This is a genomic window from Streptomyces sp. NPDC017890, assembly GCF_044328675.1.
Classification (GTDB): Bacteria; Actinomycetota; Actinomycetes; order Streptomycetales; family Streptomycetaceae; genus Streptomyces.
The window spans coordinates 21,270-40,898 of sequence record NZ_JBIRHU010000035.1; the positions used below are offsets into that span (position 1 = coordinate 21,270).

The 19,629-nt window shown below is 70.5% G+C and carries 19 protein-coding genes and 3 pseudogenes; 8 read left to right on the top strand and 14 right to left on the bottom strand.

Going from position 1 to position 19,629, the window contains the following annotated elements:
• The first annotated feature begins 106 nt into the window (after window positions 1-106).
• Window positions 107-862 (top strand): DUF4232 domain-containing protein, encoded by a 756-nt coding sequence (locus tag ACH4F2_RS32690; protein WP_398136371.1) that lies wholly within the window; start codon window positions 107-109, stop codon window positions 860-862.
• Window positions 863-905: 43 nt separating this feature from the next.
• Here ACH4F2_RS32690 and hemB read toward each other — a convergent pair whose 3' ends face one another.
• On the bottom strand, window positions 906-1,898 hold the full coding sequence (gene hemB / locus ACH4F2_RS32695) for a porphobilinogen synthase (protein WP_398136372.1): 993 nt from the start codon (window positions 1,896-1,898) through the stop codon (window positions 906-908).
• Between the two features lie 127 nt (window positions 1,899-2,025).
• Here hemB and ACH4F2_RS32700 point away from each other — a divergent pair, with 127 nt between their 5' ends.
• On the top strand, window positions 2,026-2,484 hold the full coding sequence (locus ACH4F2_RS32700; protein WP_398136373.1) for a MarR family winged helix-turn-helix transcriptional regulator: 459 nt from the start codon (window positions 2,026-2,028) through the stop codon (window positions 2,482-2,484).
• Here ACH4F2_RS32700 and ACH4F2_RS32705 read toward each other — a convergent pair.
• The 5 genes from ACH4F2_RS32705 to ACH4F2_RS32725 all read right to left on the bottom strand — a co-directional run bounded on the left by ACH4F2_RS32705 (window position 2,481) and on the right by ACH4F2_RS32725 (window position 6,498).
• Complete coding sequence (locus ACH4F2_RS32705) at window positions 2,481-3,401, bottom strand: nitroreductase/quinone reductase family protein (protein ID WP_398136374.1); 921 nt, start codon at window positions 3,399-3,401, stop codon at window positions 2,481-2,483. The two genes, ACH4F2_RS32700 and ACH4F2_RS32705, sit on opposite strands and share 4 nt — an antisense overlap.
• Before the next feature lie 280 nt (window positions 3,402-3,681).
• On the bottom strand, window positions 3,682-4,014 hold the full coding sequence (locus ACH4F2_RS32710) for a transcriptional regulator (protein WP_398136375.1): 333 nt from the start codon (window positions 4,012-4,014) through the stop codon (window positions 3,682-3,684).
• Window positions 4,015-4,028: 14 nt separating this feature from the next.
• Entirely contained in the window at window positions 4,029-4,526 is a 498-nt protein-coding gene (locus tag ACH4F2_RS32715; protein ID WP_398136376.1) for a hypothetical protein, read from the bottom strand.
• A 141-nt stretch (window positions 4,527-4,667) separates the two neighbouring features.
• Window positions 4,668-5,768 (bottom strand): helix-turn-helix domain-containing protein, encoded by a 1,101-nt coding sequence (locus ACH4F2_RS32720; RefSeq protein WP_398136377.1) that lies wholly within the window; start codon window positions 5,766-5,768, stop codon window positions 4,668-4,670.
• Window positions 5,769-6,063: 295 nt separating this feature from the next.
• Window positions 6,064-6,498, bottom strand: a complete 435-nt coding sequence (locus tag ACH4F2_RS32725) for an ATP-binding protein (protein WP_398136378.1) — start codon at window positions 6,496-6,498, stop codon at window positions 6,064-6,066.
• Window positions 6,499-6,660: 162 nt separating this feature from the next.
• Here ACH4F2_RS32725 and ACH4F2_RS32730 point away from each other — a divergent pair, with 162 nt between their 5' ends.
• The 3 genes and pseudogenes from ACH4F2_RS32730 to ACH4F2_RS32740 all read left to right on the top strand — a co-directional run bounded on the left by ACH4F2_RS32730 (window position 6,661) and on the right by ACH4F2_RS32740 (window position 8,897).
• Window positions 6,661-7,494: a helix-turn-helix transcriptional regulator gene (locus ACH4F2_RS32730; protein ID WP_398136379.1), complete on the top strand. Its 834-nt coding sequence runs from the start codon at window positions 6,661-6,663 to the stop codon at window positions 7,492-7,494.
• Entirely contained in the window at window positions 7,491-7,709 is a 219-nt protein-coding gene (locus tag ACH4F2_RS32735) for a DUF397 domain-containing protein (RefSeq protein WP_398136380.1), read from the top strand. Before ACH4F2_RS32730 ends, ACH4F2_RS32735 begins: the two co-directional genes overlap by 4 nt.
• A 67-nt stretch (window positions 7,710-7,776) precedes the next feature.
• Window positions 7,777-8,897: pseudogene (locus tag ACH4F2_RS32740) on the top strand (IS630 family transposase).
• 28 nt (window positions 8,898-8,925) lie between these two features.
• Here ACH4F2_RS32740 and ACH4F2_RS32745 read toward each other — a convergent pair.
• The 6 genes from ACH4F2_RS32745 to ACH4F2_RS32770 all read right to left on the bottom strand — a co-directional run bounded on the left by ACH4F2_RS32745 (window position 8,926) and on the right by ACH4F2_RS32770 (window position 15,497).
• Entirely contained in the window at window positions 8,926-9,570 is a 645-nt protein-coding gene (locus tag ACH4F2_RS32745; protein WP_398136381.1) for a hypothetical protein, read from the bottom strand.
• Between the two features lie 145 nt (window positions 9,571-9,715).
• Window positions 9,716-11,416, bottom strand: a complete 1,701-nt coding sequence (locus ACH4F2_RS32750) for a uroporphyrinogen-III synthase (protein ID WP_398136382.1) — start codon at window positions 11,414-11,416, stop codon at window positions 9,716-9,718.
• Window positions 11,413-12,372, bottom strand: coding sequence for a hydroxymethylbilane synthase (gene hemC, locus ACH4F2_RS32755; protein ID WP_398136383.1), 960 nt, complete (start codon window positions 12,370-12,372; stop codon window positions 11,413-11,415). Before hemC ends, ACH4F2_RS32750 begins: the two co-directional genes overlap by 4 nt.
• Window positions 12,369-14,108: a glutamyl-tRNA reductase gene (locus tag ACH4F2_RS32760; RefSeq protein WP_398136384.1), complete on the bottom strand. Its 1,740-nt coding sequence runs from the start codon at window positions 14,106-14,108 to the stop codon at window positions 12,369-12,371. The genes hemC and ACH4F2_RS32760 overlap by 4 nt, the downstream gene beginning before the upstream one ends.
• The gene (locus ACH4F2_RS32765) at window positions 14,105-14,881 is read right to left on the bottom strand and encodes a redox-sensing transcriptional repressor Rex (RefSeq protein WP_398136385.1); all 777 of its coding nucleotides are present in this window, start codon (window positions 14,879-14,881) and stop codon (window positions 14,105-14,107) included. The genes ACH4F2_RS32760 and ACH4F2_RS32765 overlap by 4 nt, the downstream gene beginning before the upstream one ends.
• A gap of 274 nt (window positions 14,882-15,155) precedes the next feature.
• On the bottom strand, window positions 15,156-15,497 hold the full coding sequence (locus ACH4F2_RS32770; RefSeq protein WP_398136386.1) for a glutaredoxin family protein: 342 nt from the start codon (window positions 15,495-15,497) through the stop codon (window positions 15,156-15,158).
• 249 nt (window positions 15,498-15,746) lie between these two features.
• Here ACH4F2_RS32770 and ACH4F2_RS32775 point away from each other — a divergent pair, with 249 nt between their 5' ends.
• The 3 genes from ACH4F2_RS32775 to ACH4F2_RS32785 all read left to right on the top strand — a co-directional run bounded on the left by ACH4F2_RS32775 (window position 15,747) and on the right by ACH4F2_RS32785 (window position 19,283).
• Complete coding sequence (locus ACH4F2_RS32775; protein ID WP_398136387.1) at window positions 15,747-16,676, top strand: HAD family hydrolase; 930 nt, start codon at window positions 15,747-15,749, stop codon at window positions 16,674-16,676.
• Between the two features lie 301 nt (window positions 16,677-16,977).
• Entirely contained in the window at window positions 16,978-17,775 is a 798-nt protein-coding gene (locus ACH4F2_RS32780) for an ECF subfamily RNA polymerase sigma factor, BldN family (protein ID WP_398136388.1), read from the top strand.
• 263 nt (window positions 17,776-18,038) lie between these two features.
• Window positions 18,039-19,283, top strand: coding sequence for a DUF5667 domain-containing protein (locus tag ACH4F2_RS32785; RefSeq protein ID WP_398136389.1), 1,245 nt, complete (start codon window positions 18,039-18,041; stop codon window positions 19,281-19,283).
• Between the two features lie 65 nt (window positions 19,284-19,348).
• Here ACH4F2_RS32785 and ACH4F2_RS32790 read toward each other — a convergent pair.
• Both ACH4F2_RS32790 and ACH4F2_RS32795 read right to left on the bottom strand, forming a co-directional pair.
• Window positions 19,349-19,441: pseudogene (locus ACH4F2_RS32790) on the bottom strand (glycerol acyltransferase); the annotation flags it as partial.
• Between the two features lie 106 nt (window positions 19,442-19,547).
• Window positions 19,548-19,629: pseudogene (locus tag ACH4F2_RS32795) on the bottom strand (glycerol acyltransferase); the annotation flags it as partial.

The window sequence follows — 19,629 nt, forward strand, 5'->3', positions numbered from 1 at the left end:
GCTGGCGACTGGGACGGCTTCGGACCCAAGCTGTGGTCATCCAAGCAGCCGCCCCCGGCGAACCGCCGAGCGGCTTACCTCAACTCCACCCGAAGGGGCATACCTCATGTCCGTACGCACCACCCGCACCCGCCTGTTCGCCGCCACCACGGTCGCACTGGCCGCGCTCGCTCTGACGGCCTGCGAGGGCGACGAAGGAACGGACACGGGCGCCGCGGCCCCCTCCTCCGCCTCCTCCGCCCCGGCTTCCTCCGCCCCGGCCGGCGAACAGGCGGCCAAGCCGTCCACCGGCGGGAGCGAGTCGGGCGGCGACAAGGGAACCGGCGGCGCGAACGGCTCCAACGGCTCCAATGTCTCCAACAGCTCCAACGGCTCGAACGGCTCGAACGGCTCGGACAAGTCGGGTGGCGGCTCGTCGGGCTCCGGCTCGAACGCCGGTGACAAGGACGATTCGCAGATGCCGGGGAAGTGCTCCGCGTCCGACGTGAAGATCACCGCGACGAAGGTGTCCCGCCCGATCAACCACCTGCTGCTGACCGCCACCGGCACCGGCTCGAAGACGTGCATGCTGCCGCCGTACCCGGTGGCGCGCTTCGGCGAGGCCCAGTCCGTGCCGCCGGTCATCGAGGAGTCCCAGCCGCATTCGGTGGCCGGGGTCGGCCCCGGTGAGACCGCCTACGCCGGGGTGCGGCTGACGATGGCCGACGGCAGCGGCGGTGAGCCCATCAGCGTGGGCACCCTCACGATCCCCTTCGACGACGACTCCGTCGTCAAGGTCGCCCTGCCCTCCGGCGTGGTCGTCGACAGCGAGCTGGCGGTGACCTACTGGCAGACCGGCATCGACCACGCCCTCAACTACTGAAGGCATCCGCGCACCCGCTGCGCGAAGGGCCGGCCGAGGATGCTCAGCGCAGCGTGCGAGCGACCTCGGTCGCCCAGTAGGTCAGGATGTTGCGCGCGCCGGCCCGCTTGATGCCGGTGAGCGCCTCCAGGATGGCCCGGTCCCGGTCGATCCAGCCCTTCTCCGCGGCGGCCTCGATCATCGAGTACTCGCCGGAGATCTGGTAGGCGGCGACGGGCACGTCCGCGGCCTCGGCGACCTTGGCCAGGATGTCGAGGTAGGGCCCGGCCGGCTTGACCATGACCATGTCGGCACCCTCCGCCAGGTCCAGGGCCAGCTCCCGCATGGCCTCCCGCGCGTTGGCGGCGTCCTGCTGGTAGGTCTTCCGGTCCCCCTTCAGCGAGGAACCGACGGCCTCCCGGAAGGGCCCGTAGAAGGCGGACGCGTACTTCACGGTGTAGGCGAGGACGGCGACGTCCTCGCGCCCGATCTGGTCGAGCGCGTCGCGGACGACGCCGATCTGCCCGTCCATCATCCCGCTGGGGCCGACCACGTGGGCGCCCGCGTCGGCCTGCACCTGCGCCATCTCGGCGTACCGCTCGAGCGTGGCGTCGTTGTCGACGCGGCCCTGGTCGTCGAGCACACCGCAGTGCCCGTGGTCCGTGAACTCGTCGAGGCACAGGTCGGACATGACGAGCAGCTCGTCCCCGACCTCGGCCCGCACGTCGCGCAGGGCGACCTGGAGGATCCCGTCGGGGTCGGTACCGGCCGTCCCGAGCGCGTCCTTCTTCTCGTCCTCCGGCACGCCGAACAGCATGATCCCGGAGATCCCGGCCTCGACCGCCTCCACGGCGGCCTTCTTCAGCGTGTCCCGGGTGTGCTGCACGACCCCGGGCATCGCCGTGATCGGCACCGGTTCGCTCACGCCCTCGCGCACGAAGGCGGGGAGGATGAAGTCGGCGGGGTGGAGCCGGGTCTCGGCGACCATCCGACGCATCACGGGGGTGGTCCGCAGCCGCCGGGGCCGGGTGCCGGGGAAGGATCCGTACGTCGTCATACCACCAACGCTACGCCCGCCCCGCCGGTGCCTTTGCCGACGCGGAGTCGGCCCGGGCGGCGCTTGACCTCAAGCTTGGTCGAGCTTCTACGGTCGCTCCCACAGCCCACCGACCGAGGGAGCGACCGTGCAGTACTCACACACCGACGCCGAGCTGATCCAGCAGCCCATCGGCTACTGGAGCTGGGCCGCCTACAACGCCGTCGTCACCCGCACCCGGGCGGCCCTCGCCGAGATCGGCACGACCCAGCCGCAGTGGTGGGTCCTCAACCAGGTCGCCCGCGCCGACACCCCGAAGACCCGCGACGAGGTCTCCCGCATCCTGCGGAACTACCTCGACACGGGCCCGGAGGCGATGGATGCGGAGATCGACGCGACCATCGCGCAGGGCTGGATCACCCAGACCTCCGACCAGCACCTGACCCTCACCCCCGAGGGCAGGGCGTACTACGAGAAGGCGGCGGCCCTCCAGGGCGAGTTGTGGACGGAGCGCCACGCCGGCATCTCCGACGAGGAGTACCTGACCACCATGAAGGTGCTCCAGCGCTTCATCCACAACACGGGCGGCAGGGCCTGGCACCACTAGGGCGCGGTCGGGGGCCCGACCGGCGGCCACGGCACGTCGGCCAGCAGCGGAATCAGCGCCTCCTCCTCGTGGTCGAGGTGCGCGTTCAGCTCCGCCGACATGGCCTCCAGTTCCGTACGGAAGCGCTGCGGCTCGGCGATGGTGATGCCGGCCAGCAGCGCCGCCAGCTCACCCTGGATACGGGCGACCGTACGGTGCTCGTCGCCGAGCCGGTCGAAGACGTCGGCCAGGTGGGGGTGATGGCGGGCGATCCCGGGGAACAAGTGCCCGTCCTCACTGGCGTGGTGGAACTCCAGCGCCTGGCAGAACGCGAGGCAGCGCTGCCGTATCTGCAGCCCGAGCCCCGGAAGCACCGGCGGCGCACCGGCCCCCTGACGCGCGGCCCGCGCCGCGAAGTGGACCTCGACCTCCGCCCGCACCTGCCCCAACTGCCCCCGCAGCCAGGTGTGCACCTCCATGAGCTTGTCGGCGAGCGTACGGACCTCGCGGGGCCCGTCCCACCCGTCGGGCTCGGCCCGCTCCAGCACCACTACCGGCAGCAGCCGATCGGTCCCGGCCTGGTAGTCGCCGTACCCGGGCTCCACCCGCACGACGTGCGCGAACAACTCCTCGCGCCGGTCCCCCTCGGCGGGCACGGCGAGGGCCTCGAAGGACCGGTCACCGACCTCCACCCGCACCACGGGACGGGCGAGCAGGTTGTGATACCAGCCGGGATGCCGAGGACCCCCAAGATTGGACCCGACGACCAGGAGGGAGTCCCCGTGGCGGACATACCCGAGCGGGGTGGTCCGCGAGACTCCCGACCGGGCACCGGTGGTCGTCAGCAGAAGCAGGTCACCGCCTTCGAAAGGACCGCCGACCTTCCCGGCGTTGGCGCGGAACTCGTCGATGACGGACTGGTTGAAAGACGTGGGCATACGTTTCCGTGTCTCCATGACGGCAGCCCGCGACGCGCGTGCGGCACGGTGCCGGAAAGGGGTGAGAAGGAAGAGGAAAGGAAAAGGACAACGACGTGCGAACGCGCTACGTCATGTCAGGGCGCGGAGCAGAAACTCATCACGTACCCCTTGAGTGCGGGATGCTCGCCCGATCGCCGGCCGGCCCACCGCTCTTTGACCGGCGCCACGCGGCACCACCCTCATTACACGCACCCGCCCACGGGGCTGTCAACGCACGTTACCCCCCGGCCGGTTGGTCCTACGTCTCGGCCGTGGTGGCCTCGTCGGCCACGGCGCCCAGCTCTGCCGCCCGGGAGGCCAGGGCGCGCAGTGCCTCGAGGTGAGCGAGAAGGGCCTGGCGGCCCTCCGGGCTCAGCCGCAGCCAGGTGCGCGGGCGCTTGCCCACGTATCCCTTGCGCACCTCGACGTACTGCGCGGCCTCCAGAGCACTGACCACCTTGCTCAGCACCGAGTCCGAGATCTGGCATCCCTCCCGCACGGCACGGAACTCGGCCTCGGCGCATCCGGAGAGAAACGCCATGACCGTCAGCCGGGTGGGGTGGTGAATACGCTCGTCCAGTGCGGGTCGCATCCGCCCCTCGTCCTTCACGGCCGCCGGTCCCCTGCGCGTTCCCGGGTCAGCAGCCACCAGTTGGCCGGCCCCCCGCCGAGACCACCGGCGATGAACAGACCTGCCGCCCCGAAGTACACACCCGCACCCACGGCCACCACGAGCACGACGGCGTACGTCAGCATCACCCGCCGACGGCCGGTATGACGCGGAAAGGCATGGACGATACCGGGCTTGTGCTCGAAGCGCTGGGCGAGCACGATCTTGGCCGCCACGAGCAGGGCACCCGCCATGAGCAGCGCGACGGACAGCGGCAGGGGGCCGGCCACGACCCACCGCAAGCCGATCAGAACGAGCCCGGTGCCCATCAGTCCGCCGTTGACGGCCGGGTACCAGGCGGGCAGGCCCGCGCCGGGCCGGGCGGCCGCGTCTCGCGCGACCTCGGCGGCGCGCAGCGCGGCAACGGCGGTGACGGCGTCGTGCATCGGGTCCTCCAGAACCTCGGGTTCGGCGTCTGGTGACAACCCTCGCATGCACTTTCCACTCTGGCAACTACTAGCCTCGCGGAAAGAGCAGGCTGCGGCAGGGCTGTGACGCGCGCCCCACGAAGCGTCAGCCGCAGGGGAGTTGATGACCTGCCGGACAGTCGGCCGGACGCCTCCACCCGTCGACGTTCAGGCGGCGCGGGCCATCTCACCGGCCCTCCCGGCTGCCGTCCGGCAGTCGCGGCAGCGACCGGGGTCCGAGGCCCGGAAGGCACGCTCGCAGCCGTCGCAGGTCTGGAAGGGATCGGGCCGACCAGCGACAGGCACCGAGGCCGGTGACGGCGTCGGTGCCGTCACCGCCGGAAGGGGCGGAGGCAGCAGCTCGCCGAGCCGATAGGCGAGCACCCCGGCCGCCCGCCGCATGTCCACGGGAAGATCGAAGGTCAGAACCCGGTGTACGACGTCGGCCGTGGCCCCTCGCTCGAACCAGCGGATGACACTCGGGGCCAGGGTGTTCACGTCCCGGGCGGAGAGGGTGAGCCGGTCGTCGGTGCGGCGCAGACCCGCGAGCAGGGCGACGGCCTTGTCGTGGTGCCGGTGCGTGCGCGAGGGCTCGCCTCCTTCCGGCACTGCGGACGGAAGGGCCTCCTGGGGCAGGACGGCGTGACGGGACGCCGCGACTTCCTCGGGCACCACGGAGGAGTCCGCGGACGCTGCGACAGCCTCCGGACCTGGGAGATCCCCGGCCGGTACGTCCACGGCCGCGGGCTCACAGGACCGGATCGGCGGCAAGAGCGCAGCCCGGGCTTGGTCGCCCTCCTGGGACGTTCCGGACGTTCCCTCGGTACCAGCCGCCGTCGAGCGGGCCACGGGACCACGCTCACGGGCCGCCCCGGTACGCCCCCGCACGAGGTACGGGACGGCCCGCTCCGGCGTGTGGTGGGCGTAGGTCCGCGTGACCAGGCGCCCCGTCTCCGAACGCTCACGCACCCGCTTCAGGTAGCCGGTCTCCTCCAACTCCCGCAGCCCGGAGGCGATCCGCTCACGACCCTCCGGGAAGCGGTCGGCGAGGGTGCGGATGTCGACGAGGGCGCTCTCCGGCAGCGAGAAGATGTGCGTGGCCAGCCCGATCGCGGTCAGCGACAGCTGGTGGTGCTGGGCGAGGTGGTTGCCGATGACGACGTACTGGCCCGAGTAGGACGTGCGTACGTGGATGACGCCGGAGGGGTTGGCAGCCTGGCGAACACCCTGCTGCGGGCGCACGGCGGCGTTAGGCTTCTGTTCAGCCATGGGGAAGTCCTTGTCTTCCTAGATGGTTAGGCCCTCGCATTGGGATTGCAGTCCCAGCGGGGGCCGACGTATGTCTGCGGTGGTCATGGAGACGTGCAGTCGCCTCGACCCGAGACTGCACTCCGCAACGGCCCTCACGCCACCCATTCGGCCGCTTTTCACCCGGCCGTGTGATCCGAACCGGGTTTGGTTGGTTGGGTAGGTTTTTTCCCAGGGTTATTTGGTCTTTTACCGCCCGAAACCCCGCCGCCCACCCCACCGGCTCCCGCGTTTGCGGGCCCCACTGCCGGGAGCGTCACAGGACCAGGTCCAGCTCCGCCCACACGGTCTTGCACGGCACCGGCCCGGTCCGTACACCCCAACGATCCGCCAACTCCTGTACCAGCAACAGCCCGTACCCGGACTCGGGCTCGGAGATCCCGGCCACGGCCGCTCCCTTGGGATGGGGCAGCTGATCGCCCCGCGTGTCGGTGACCTCGATGCGCAGCACCGAGGGATGGGCGACAACGGAAAGACCGAGGCGAAAGCTCCGGCCGGGAACACGGCCGTGCAGGGCCGCATTCGTAGCGAGCTCCGCCACGATCAGCCGGGCAGGGTCCAGCGGCAGCCCCCACGCCTCCAGTTGCTCGACCGCGAGCAGCCGGGCCAGCCGGGCACCACGGCGCGTCGCCGACAGCGGCACGGAGAACTGGTGCAGTGGAACGCGCAGAGTGCAGATTCTCTGGTTCACGTCACCCAGCGTGTTCAAGCGTGCCTACCCTGTGAAGACGGCTGACCCGTGCGGTCGGTGGCTGTCCGTGACGCGTCCGGTTCCGTCCGGGCTGCCCGGGGTGACCGGTTACGGGCGCCAGAGGTTGGTCCGGGGAAGGGCGCGCGGCGGGAAGGCGGCGGCATGAGCGAGTGGGAAGCGGGGCTGGACGACGAAGAGGCCGGGGCGGTGATGCGGACCGTCGTACGGCAACTGAAGCTGTGGCGTGAGGCGGCCGGCCTCACTCAGGCCGAGTTCGGGACGGCCATCGGATACGGGGAGGAGTTGGTCTCCTCAGTGGAGCGGGGGCGGCGGATTCCCCGGCCTGAGTACTTGGACGCGGCGGACGACGTACTCAACGCGGGCGGCAGGATCGCTGCGATGAAGGGGGACGTCGCGGAAGCCCGGTACCCGAAGAAGGTACGGGACGTGAAGCGGCTGGAGGCGGAAGCCGTAGAGATCTGCTCCTACAACAACTCCGTCATCGACGGGCTGTTGCAGACCGAGACGTATGCGCGGGCCGTGTTCAGCTCCCGGAGGCCGCAGTTCACAGAGGAGGAACTGGAACAGCGGGTAGCCGCTCGGTTGGCCCGCCAGGAGATCCTCGGTGCATCAACAACTCGCCCGCTCCTCAGCTTTGTCCTGTGCGAGGCGACGCTGCGTCGTCTGATCGGGGGCAAGATGGTGATGCGCAACCAGATCGAACGATTGTTGGAAGTGGCCGGGCTGCGAGACGTCGATCTACAAGTGCTGCCTCTGAGCCGGGAGGAGAACTCCGGTCTCGGCGGTCCCTTCCGACTGCTCAAGCTCAGGAACGGAGCGGCCGTGGGTCTCAACGAAGTCCAGCTCACCAACCGCGTGATCATCGAGCCGAAAGAGACCACGGTCCTCGACATGCGCTATGGGATCATCCGCGCGCAGGCTCTCACGCCCCGAGAGTCGCTGGCCTTCATCGAGACAGTGCTGGGAGAGTCATGACCCTCAAGCCCTCTGCCGGAGCCGATGGCACGCTGGAGTGGATAAAGAGCAGTTACAGCTCGGACGACGGGCCGTCCTGCGTCGAGGTGGCCCCCGCCCCGGAACGCATCCTCATCCGCGACTCCAAGATCTCCCACGGCCCCCGCCTCACCCTCACCCCCACCACCTGGGCGCACTTCCTGCCGTACGCCTCCGCTAGTGCTCTGACCGCATAGGTTCGCCGGGTTGGTGGTCGGGGCGGTTGGATGTCGGTGACGTCCGATCCGACCCGCTGGAGGCACGGTGGCCGAGCCTGTCCGTGCGCGCAGATTGACCAACCAGGAGGGGCAGAAGCTGCAGCAGATCGTGCGCCGGGGAAACACCAGTTCGGTTCGCTACCGGCGCGCGATGATGCTGCTGGCCTCGGCTGGCGGAAACCGCGTCCCGGTGATCGCCCAGCTGGTGCAGGCCGACGAGGACACCGTCCGGGATGTGATCCATCGGTTCAACGAGATCGGCCTGGTCTGCCTGGACCCTCGATGGGCGGGAGGTCGTCCCCGCCTGCTCAGTCCTGACGACGAGGACTTCGTCGTCCAGACGGCCACCAACCGACCGACCAAGCTCGGCCAGCCCTTCACCCGCTGGTCCATCCGCAAACTGGCCGCCTACCTGCGGAAAGTCCACGGCCGCGTCATCCGCATCGGCCGCGAGGCGTTACGCCGTTTGCTCGCCCGCCGCGGCGTCACCTTCCAGCGCACCAAGACGTGGAAGGAATCCCCGGACCCCGACCGCGAGACGAAGCTGGACCGGATCGAGAAGGTCCTGGACCGGTTCCCGGACCGGGTCTTCGCCTTTGACGAGTTCGGACCGCTCGGCATCCGGCCCACCGGCGGTGCGGGCTGGGCCCCGCCGGTCACCCCGAGCGGCACCCGGCGACCTACCACCGCACTCACGGCATCCGGTATTTCCATGGCTGCTACTCGGTCGGCGACGACGCCCTGTGGGGCGTCAACCGCCGCAAGAAGGGAGCCACGAACACCCTGGCCGCACTGAGGTCAATCCGGGCCGCCCGTCCGGACGGCGCTCCTATCTACGTAATCCTGGACAACCTTTCCGCGCACAAGGGCGAGAAGATCCGTTGCTGGGCGAGGAAGAACCGCGTCGAGCTGTGTTTCACCCCGACTTACGCGTCCTGGGCCAACCCGATCGAGGCCCACTTCGGGCCGCTGCGGCAGTTCACCATCGCCAACTCCCACCACGGCAACCACACAGTCCAGACCCGAGCCCTGCACGCCTACCTGCGCTGGCGAAACAAGAACACACGACATCCCGATGTCCTTGCAGCTCAACGGCGTGAGCGCGCCCGGGTCCGCAGCGAGAAGGGCGTCCGCTGGGGCGGACGACCTGCCGCTGCCGCAGTCTGATCAACCCGGTGAACCTTGCCGGCCGGCCTTAGCGGTAGCCGTCCACCCTGGCGCCTGCTGAAGGAGCGAGATCGGGCCAGGGATGCCCTGCCCTGTCGGAGGCAGCGGACCGAAGGAGGTCAAGCAAAGTAGACCCTGGGTAGCCCCGGAAACTCGAATAGGCGGAACGGTAGTAGCAGCTCCAGTAGCTCACGACCCGCCGCTGAGTACGGGCGAAGAAAGCCGGGTTGTCCACGATGAACTGCCCATAGGCGACGTGGCCCCGGGCGCCCGGAGCGGCAAGATCACGAAGCCTGTCGCAGATGTCGACGAGGATCTCCAAGACGTACTCGCCGACCAGCTGCACGACGAACGGGACGACCCACGGGTCCGTGGAGTCAACGACCTTCGCCAGGTGGCGCTGCCTGACCATCCCGTCGCAGTGCCTTGAGTACAGGCAGTGCAGAGGTTGCCGTTGACGCGACGAGAGCGACGCCATCGCGTCGGGCGGCGGCTCGTCGTTGTAGAGACGCCCCGGGATGGTCACCTGCTGGCCCTCTACAACGACCGAAAACGACGCTGCCGGCCGGAGGCGAGAAGCAGGCATGACCGCCAGAACTGCCTCAGCGTCTCCCGCGAGCTCCACTGGGAACGCCGTGATCAACGGATCGCTTCTATCGAAAGGCGGCTGCACGAGCTGAGCATAAGCGGACGCTCCCGCCGCGAGGTTGGCCCCACCACCTCACGGTCGCCCAACCCGGTCAACGTATGCGGTCACAGCACTAGCTGACAAGGCGCGGGGCGCCCACCAGGAGCGCCCCGCATCACCTCACGTCACCTCAGGTCGAGGTAGACCGACGCCTCCGCGCCCCCGGCCGCCGCTCGCTCGGCCGCGTCACCGGGTCCCCGGCCTCCACCGCCGACGCGCGGCGGCGCAGGCCGAAGTCGGCAAGGGCCTCCGCCAGCTTGTGGACGGACGGCTCGGGAGCCATCACGTCGACCCGCAGGCCGTGCTCCTCGGCCGTCTTGGCCGTCGCCGGGCCGATGCAGGCGATCACCGTCACGTTGTGCGGCTTGCCCGCGATACCGACCAGGTTCCGCACCGTGGACGACGACGTGAACAGCACCGCGTCGAAGCCGCCGCCCTTGATCGCCTCGCGGGTCGTGGCCGGCGGCGGCGACGCGCGCACCGTCCGGTAGGCGGTGACGTCGTCGACCTCCCAGCCCAGCTCGATCAGCCCGGCGACCAGCGTCTCCGTGGCGATGTCGGCGCGGGGCAGGAAGACACGGTCGATCGGGTCGAAGACCGGGTCGTACGGCGGCCAGTCCTCCAGCAGGCCCGCGGCCGACTGCTCACCGCTCGGCACCAGATCGGGCTTCACACCGAAGGCGATGAGGGCGTTCGCGGTCTGCTCCCCGACCGCGGCGACCTTGATGCCCGCGAAGGCACGGGCGTCCAGCCCGTACTCCTCGAACTTCTCCCGGACCGCCTTCACCGCGTTGACCGACGTGAACGCGATCCACTCGTAGCGGCCCGTCACCAGGCCCTTGACCGCGCGCTCCATCTGCTGGGGCGTGCGCGGCGGCTCCACCGCGATGGTCGGGACCTCGCTCGGCACGGCGCCGTACGACCGCAGCTGGTCGGAGAGCGACGCCGCCTGCTCCTTCGTACGCGGAACGAGCACCTTCCAGCCGAACAGCGGCTTGGACTCGAACCACGACAGCTGGTCGCGCCGGGCGGGGGCGGAACGCTCACCGACCACGGCTATCACCGGGCGGCCCCCGTCCGGGGACGGCAGCACCTTCGCCTGCTTCAGCGTCTGCGCGACCGTGCCGAGCGTCGCCGCCCAGGTGCGCTGCCTGGTCGTCGTACCGGCGATCGTCACCGTCATCGGGGTGTCCGGCTTGCGGCCCGCCGACACCAGCTCACCGGCGGCCGCGGCCACCGAGTCGAGCGTCGTCGACACGACGACCGTCCCGTCGGAGGCACCGACCTCGGTCCAGCAGCGGTCCGACGCCGTACGGGCGTCCACGAACCGCACGTCCGCGCCCTCGGCGTCCCGCAACGGCACACCGGCGTACGCGGGGACACCGACGGCGTTCGCGATACCGGGGACGACCTCGAAGGGCACCCCGGCGGCGACGCACGCCAGCATCTCCTCGGCGGCGTACGTGTCGAGCCCGGGGTCACCGGTCACCGCACGCACGACCCGCCTGCCGCCCCGCGCGGCCTCCATGACAAGATGTGCGGCATCCCGCACGGCGGGGACGCCCGAGGTCGTCGACGCACCGTCAACTACCTTCAGCTGGGGCGCGCCTGTGCCCGGATCCGACGGATCGGCATCCGTGTGCACTTCCGACACGCCCTGCCTCGCGTGCGTGCGTACGACGTCGAGCACCTCGTGCTCGGCGACGAGGACGTCCGCGTGCGCCAGTGCCTCCACGGCGCGCAGAGTCAGCAGTCCCGGATCTCCGGGTCCGGCACCCAGGAAGGTGACGTGCCCGTGCTCCGGACCGGTGGGAAAGGTGGTGGGGCTCAATGTGCTCGCTCCCCCATCAGACCGGCCGCGCCCTGGGCGAGCATCTCGGTGGCGAGTTCGCGACCGAGTGCCATCGCCGCCTCGTGCGTTTCAGGCACGGGACCGGTGGTGGACAGCTGCACCAGCGTCGAGCCGTCGGTCGTACCGACGACACCGCGCAGGCGCATTTCCTTGACAATCTGCCCGTCGGCCAGGAGGTCGGCCAGCGCGCCCACAGGGGCGCTGCAGCCGGCCTCCAGGGCGGCGAGCAGTGAACGCTCGGCCGTCACGGCGACCCGCGTGAACGGGTCGTCGAGTTCGGCGAGCGCGGCGATCAGGTCCGCGTTGTCCGCGGTGCACTCGATCGCCAGTGCCCCCTGGCCGGGGGCGGGCAGAACCGTGTCGACCGACAGGAAGTCGGTCACCTCGTCGATGCGGCCCACCCGGTTCAGTCCGGCGGCGGCCAGCACGACGGCGTCGAGCTCCCCGCTGCTGACGTACCCGATGCGGGTGTCGACGTTGCCCCGGATCGGGACCGTCTCGATCTCCAGCCCGTGGGTGCGGGCGTACGCGTTCAGCTGCGCCATGCGGCGCGGTGCGCCCGTCCCGATGCGCGCCCCGCGCGGCAGGTCGGTGAGCTTGCGCGCGTCCCGGGCGACGACCACGTCCCGCGGGTCCTCGCGCTCCGGTACGGCGGCCACCACCAGGCCCTCGTGCTCCGCGGTGGGGAGGTCCTTGAGCGAGTGAACCGCGAAGTCCACCTCGCCCCGCAGCAGCGCCTCGCGCAGCGCGGCCACGAACACGCCCGTACCGCCGATCTGCGCCAGCTGCTCGCGCGAGACGTCACCGTACGTCGTGATCTCGACCAGCTCAACGGGCCGACCGGTCACCTGGCTCACGGCGTCCGCCACCTGCCCGGACTGGGCCATGGCGAGCTTGCTCCGCCTCGTCCCCAGCCTCAGTGCCTTCTCAGTCATGCCGGCCCTCGGTTCTTCTCAGTGGTGCTGTTCTCGGCGCGGGAGACGGAGGCCACCGTCTCCTGGTCGAGGTCGAACAGGGTGCGCAGCGCGTCCGCGTACCCGGCACCGCCGGGCTCGGCGGCGAGCTGCTTGACCCGTACCGTCGGCGCGTGCAGCAGCTTGTCGACCACACGCTTGACGGTCTGGGTGATCTCGGCGCGGTGTTTGTCGTCGAGGCCCGGCAGCCGCCCCTCCAGCCGGGCGATCTCGCCCGCCACGACATCGGCGGCCATGCTGCGCAGCGCGACGACGGTGGGCGTGATGTGCGCGGCCCGCTGGGCCGCACCGAACGCGGCGACCTCGTCGGCGACGATCCGGCGGACCATGTCGACGTCGGCGGCCATCGGCGCGTCGGCGGAGGCGTCGGCGAGCGACTCGATGTCCACCAGCCGGGCCCCGGCCAGCCGGTGCACGGCGGCGTCGATGTCGCGCGGCATCGCGAGGTCGAGCAGGAAGAGGACCGGCTGCGGGCGCGGCACCTCGGCGACCGGCTCCGGCCGGCGGCGCTCGGGGATACGGCCCGTCGCCGTCGCCGTCGCGGCGAGCGCGGTGATCAGCTCGGCGTCCGCCTCGGCACCCGGCCGCCCGGCCTCACGCGGCCGGTCCACGACCGCACCGCCCGCGGCCCAGGCACCGTGCTGCTCCAGCGTCGCCGCGTCCATGCCGGCCACCGCGGCCTCCCCCATGACGGAGAAACCGGACGGCACGGGGGACAGGTCCAGCGGGCAGTTCTCGTCGGCACCGGCACCGGTCGCGGCACCCTGCAGAGGCGTTTCAGCTGCCTCCCGTACGCGGCCGGGACCGGCGTCGGCCACGGGACGCCCGTCGCCGAGTTCGACGGCGGGGGCACCGGTACGGCCCTCCACCGCCGCGGCCACGGCGTCGGCCGTGAGGACCAGCCCGGTCGCACCGGTGCAGGAAACGGCCACGTCGGCACGTGTCAGCTCGACCGGCACCGAGTCCATCGGTACCGCGCGGGCCAGCACGTCCGTGTCGTCGCCCTCGGAGAGGATCTGTGCGAGCCGCTCGGCGCGCTCGTAGGTGCGGTTGGCGACGACGATCTCGGCGACCCCGGCGCGCGCCAGCGTGGCGGCGGCCAGCGAGGACATCGAACCGGCGCCGATGACCAGGGCCTTCTTGCCCCGCGCCCAGTGCTGGACGTCGGCTCCGGCGGACAGCTGCTCCAGGCCGAAGGTGACCAGGGACTGCCCGGCGCGGTCGATGCCGGTCTCGGAGTGGGCCCGCTTGCCGACCCGGAGCGCCTGCTGGAACAGGTCGTTCAGGAGCCGACCGGCGGTGTGCAGGTCCTGCGCCCTGGCCAGGGAGTCCTTTATCTGGCCGAGGATCTGGCCCTCGCCCACCACCATCGAGTCGAGCCCGCAGGCCACCGAGAAGAGGTGGTGGACGGCCCGGTCCTCGTAGTGCACATAAAGATAAGGAGTGAGCTCCTCCAGGCCGACCCCGCTGTGCTGGGCGAGCAGCGTGGACAGCTCGGCGACACCGGCGTGGAACTTGTCCACGTCGGCGTACAGCTCGATGCGGTTGCAGGTGGCCAGCACCGCGGCCTCGGTGGCCGGTTCGGCGGCGACCGTGTCCTGCAACAGCTTGAGCTGCGCGTCCGCGTTCAGCGAGGCCCGCTCCAGGACGCTGACGGGGGCGCTGCGGTGGCTCAGTCCGACGACGAGGAGACTCATGCCGGCATCACGGCGGGAACGTCCCCGTCGGGTCCCTTGTCGGCGGAGCCGGCCGAGTGCTGCTGCCTGCGGGCGACGGCGGGCGGCGCGACACCGTCGGCCGCCGCCTCCTCGCCCGCCTTGCGCTGCTCGTGGAAGGCGAGGATCTGCAGCTCGATGGAGAGGTCGACCTTGCGCACGTCGACGCCCTCGGGCACGTTCAGCACGGTCGGCGCGAAGTTCAGGATGGAGGTGACACCGGCGGCCACGAGCCGGTCACAGACCTGCTGGGCGGCACCGGCGGGGGTCGCGATCACACCGATCGAGACACCGTCGTCCTGGATGATCTTCTCCAGCTCGTCGGTGTGCTGCACCGGGATACCGGCGACGGGCTTTCCGGCCATCCCCGCATCGGCGTCGATGAGCGCCGCGACCCGGAAACCGCGGGACGCGAACCCGCCGTAGTTGGCGAGCGCGGCACCGAGGTTACCGATACCGACGATCACTACCGGCCAGTCCTGGGTGAGCCCCAGCTCGCGGGAGATCTGGTAGACGAGATACTCGACGTCGTAGCCGACGCCCCGGGTCCCGTAGGAGCCGAGGTACGAGAAGTCCTTGCGCAGCTTCGCGGAGTTGACCCCGGCCGCGGCCGCCAGCTCCTCGGAGGAGACCGTGGGCACCGAGCGCTCGGAGAGCGCCGTGAGAGCGCGGAGGTACAGCGGAAGCCTGGCGACGGTGGCCTCGGGAATCCCTCGGCTGCGGGTCGCCGGTCGGTGTGTTCGGCCAGTTGCCACGGTGCTCCTGCGGGTAGAGCGGGGCTGTAGGCGGTCATACGTCCCTACATGACCGCCCCGTCGAATGCAGGCTATGTCTTTGTGAACGCGTGCACAAAGATGGTGTCCGATTTGCCCGGCCAACGTGACCGGGCTCACGCGCTCCCGGCGCGCGAACCGGGAACCGGCGCACTCGCACCCGCGTTCCTCTCCCATCGGGGGCAAAGCCGCACACGCTCCTCACGATCAACGCCCCCGAGACCAAGTCACCATCGATCCTAAGCGACCATCCGGACTACTTGGACTCGTCGGTCAGTGCCTTGCGCAGGCGTTCCTCGTTGACACGCCAGAAGGTGTGCTGCCTGCCGTCGACGAGGACGACCGGGATCTGCTCCCAGTACTCGTCGTGGAGCGCGCTGTCCTGGGTGATGTCCTTCCCCTCCCAGGGGACACCGAGGTCGGCACAGACCTTCTCGACGACGAGCTGTGCGTCATCACACAGGTGACAGCCGGGTTTGCGGATGAGGGTGACGAGATGGTTCTCGGAGTACTCAGAGGGCTCAGAGGACTGCGCGGGCCGCGGGGCCCCCGCGGTCGGCGAGGGCTTTCGACGGAAGAGGGGACTCATGCCGGCCATTCTCGCGCGCAAGGCGGTGCGAGCCGACCCCTCGGTGACGGGCGCACCGCCCGCCGGACCGGCACGCCGAAGCGCCCGCCGGACCGGCCCTCCTCCAGCGAGCCCTCGACCGCACCCTCCTCCATGCCCTTCACCGAGCGCTCCAGCGAGCTTTTCCACGAGCCCTTTAACGAGACGGTCGCCGGGAGTTCACAGCCTCCGAACCTCTCGGCTCCGAAGCCTCCGAACAAACTGGCTATGCTCACGGGCATGGCCGCTCTTCGATGGCTCACTCCCCGTAGGCGCCCCGCCACGGCGCGGAGCGTGTTGGCAGGCGAGGCCTCGGCGGAGGCAGCCCGCAAGTCCGCCCAGTCCGCCCAGGCCGCAGCGCCCGACACGGGCACGGAAGCGGAATTCCCGGTCCACGGCGACGACAGGGCAGCCGCGTTCTTCGACCTCGACAACACCGTGATGCAGGGCGCCGCGATCTTCCACTTCGGCCGGGGCCTGTACAAGCGGAAGTTCTTCGAGACCCGCGACCTCGCCCGGTTCGCCTGGCAGCAGGCGTGGTTCCGGCTCGCCGGGTTCGAGGACCCGGAGCACATGCAGGACGCCCGCGACTCCGCGCTGTCGATCGTCAAGGGCCACCGCGTCTCCGAGCTGAAGTCGATCGGCGAGGAGATCTACGACGAGTACATGGCCGAGCGGATCTGGCCCGGCACCCGCGCCCTCGCCCAGGCCCACCTGGACGCCGGGCAGAAGGTCTGGCTGGTCACGGCGGCCCCGGTGGAGATCGCCCAGGTGATCGCCGGCCGCCTGGGCCTGACCGGCGCGCTGGGCACCGTGGCCGAGTCGATCGGCGGCGTCTACACGGGCAAGCTCGTCGGCGAACCGCTGCACGGCCCCGCGAAGGCCGAGGCGGTACGCGCACTGGCGACGGCGGAGCGCCTGGACCTGTCCCGCTGCGCCGCCTACAGCGACTCCCACAACGACATCCCGATGCTGTCGCTGGTCGGACACCCGTACGCGATCAACCCGGACAGCAAGCTGCGCAAGCACGCCCGGGAACTGGAGTGGCGGCTGCGCGACTACCGCACGGGCCGCAAGGCGGCCAAGGTCGGCATCCCGGCGGCCGCGGGCGTCGGCGCCGTGGCCGGCGGCACCGCCGCGGCCATCGCGCTGCACCGCCGCCGCCGTTGACCCATCCATGTGACGTACCCCGGGGGCACCCCCGCCAGTCCCCATTTCTCACATTGACCACAACACGCTCTGTAGTCACAAGGAACTTGAACGGTTCCGGTCATCAACCGATCACTCTGTCGCAACCGATCGAGCGCCATTCGGGCACGGAAGCGACGTAATCGATGATTTGAGCAACTGGGCGTAGCAGTGCCTGTACGAAGCGTTATTCTCCTCAGACGCATTCCGGCACCCCACCTTCGCTATGACGGGTGAATGGTTCCGTACTGAACGTGATGGAAGCTCTGCCTCTGGGAGTCCCGTGTACCCACACGTCGGGGTTGACGCCTCGGGCCTGGCTACGCTGCGCGCTACGGTCAAATCAGCCCAAGACCTGTTGCGCGGCCTCGTCCCCACCGCGTACGCCTTTCCCGCCCTCGCCGCGGCCACCGCCCCCGTCGGCCCGTGCTACGCACTGGCCGACGGAAGCGCTGCCGTCGGCAGACGCGCGCGGTCGTCCTCGTCCGGGACCACCGCCGCCACCACCCACCGCCGCCCCGCCGCGGACAGCGACAGCGCCCGCATGATGGACCTGGTCGAACGCGCCCAGGCCGGCGAGTCCGACGCCTTCGGGCGGCTCTACGACCAGTACAGCGACACCGTGTACCGCTACATCTACTACCGCGTGGGAGGCAAGGCGACCGCCGAGGACCTCACCAGCGAGACCTTCCTGCGCGCCCTGCGGCGCATCGGCACCTTCACCTGGCAGGGCCGCGACTTCGGCGCCTGGCTGGTAACCATCGCCCGCAACCTCGTCGCCGACCACTTCAAGTCCAGCCGCTTCCGCCTCGAGGTCACCACCGGCGAGATGCTCGACGCCAACGAGGTCGAGCGGTCCCCCGAGGACTCCGTCCTCGAATCACTCTCCAACGCCGCCCTGCTGGACGCCGTACGACGGCTCAACCCGCAACAGCAGGAGTGCGTGACCCTGCGCTTCCTCCAAGGCCTCTCGGTCGCCGAGACCGCCCGCGTCATGGGCAAGAACGAGGGCGCCATCAAGACGCTCCAGTACCGGGCCGTACGCACCCTCGCCCGGCTGCTCCCGGACGACGCGCGCTGAGTTTCCCGGCGCCCCGGAGGCGCCGCACCCGCCGCAACCCCCCGCGACCTTCAAATCACCGTCGGTAAAAGTCGGTTGCGCCCGCGGTCCGGTCATCCATCGTCCGTAACCCAAGTGCCGCGCCGCTCGTTGTGCGGGATGCAGGCTCCCTGTGGTCACTCCCTGGCCGACTCCGATCGCACGATCGGGCGGTGCGGAACAGGGTGTGCAACCCTCAGGACCCCCTGGGGAGTCGACCGTCATGACGAGAGGAGGTGCCGCCAGTGATCGCGAACGTATCGGCACACCGGCGGGCGAACGCCTTCGCCCAGGCTCTGGAGGAGCAGCCCGATCCCGGGGCGGCGACCGAGCAGTCCGGAGGGCCGGCCGACGCCGGGGCCACCGCGGAACCGACCGGGCAGGGTCGTCTGTTGACCCTCGCCACCGGCCTGGAGACGCTGCCCCGGCCCCAGCTGGATCCCGAGGTCAAGGTCGTCCAGCGGGCCCAGCTGGTGGCCGCGTTCGAGGCCATGCTGCAAGAGGGCACCGCGGGCGACGGGGCGAGGGACACTTCGGTACCGGAGCAGCGGCGGGCGCGCGGCACCCACCGGGCGGCCCCACTGAGCAGGTTCCGGCCACGGTCGCGGCTGGCCAAGGGCCTGACCGCGGGCGGACTGAGCGTGAGCGTGGCCGCCGGAGCCTTCGGCGGAGTCGCCGCCGCCAGTTCGGACGCCCTGCCCGGAGACTCGCTCTACGGCCTCAAACGCGGCATAGAGGACTTCCGCCTCGGCCTCGCCGACGGGGACGACGAGCGCGGCCGGGCCCACCTGGACCTGGCATCGACCCGGCTGAACGAAGCACGCCGGCTGATGGAACGCGATCGCGGCGGGCCCCTCGACCACGAGTCCCTCGGCGAGGTCCGCCGCGCCCTGTCCGGCATGGAGCACGACGCCTCCGAGGGCCACCGCCTGCTCAGCGCCGCCTACGCCAGCGACCCCGACTCGCTGGCTCCCATGCAGGCCCTCTCCACCTTCTCCCGCTCCCACCGGGAGACCTGGGGAGCACTGCGCGACCGACTGCCCGTGCAGCTCGGGGACGTCAGTGAGCAGGTGTCCTCGGTCTTCGACGCCATAGAGGACGACGTGGCCCCACTGCAGTCCATGCTGCCGGAGCAGCAGCCCCGGGACGACGACAGCGGGGACAGCGGCCGACAGGACGGCCCCGAGTCCGCGACCACGGGCACTCCCGGCTCCAGCCACCCGTCCGCTCCCAGCACCGGCGACGCCGGTACGTCCGAACACGGGCGCACGGACAGCGGCAGGCCCAGCGAGTCGGCCGACTCCGGCCAGGAGAACGACGGCCTGCTCGGCGGCGGCACGGGCGGCCTGCTCGACCCGCCGAAGGACACCGGCACCGCCTCTCCGTCGACGGGCGGCAACACCCCGCCCACCGAACCGGACGTCACCCTCCCGCCCCTCCTCCCCGGCCTCCTCCCCGGCCTGGGCATCGAAGCGGACGACACGGACTGAGCCGGTACGACGGTGGGGTGCTCCCCCTGCGGAACGGGAGCACCCCACCGTCGTACCGCCCTCCCTCAGAAGAACACCGACCTCCGCTGCACCAACAGCTTGTACAGCGTGTGCTGGATCTGCTCCCTCACCTGATCGGTGAGATTGAACATCAGCATGGCTGCCCACCCACACCGCCGGACTCGCACCGCTGCGCGGGCTTCGCCCGGCTGCGCCGGACTCCGTCCGTCGGCTCCCGCTCCCCAGCCTCCGTACCGCCCTCCCTCAGAAGAACACCGACCTCCGCTGCACCAACAGCTTGTACAGCGTGTGCTGGATCTGCTCCCTCACCTGATCGGTGAGATTG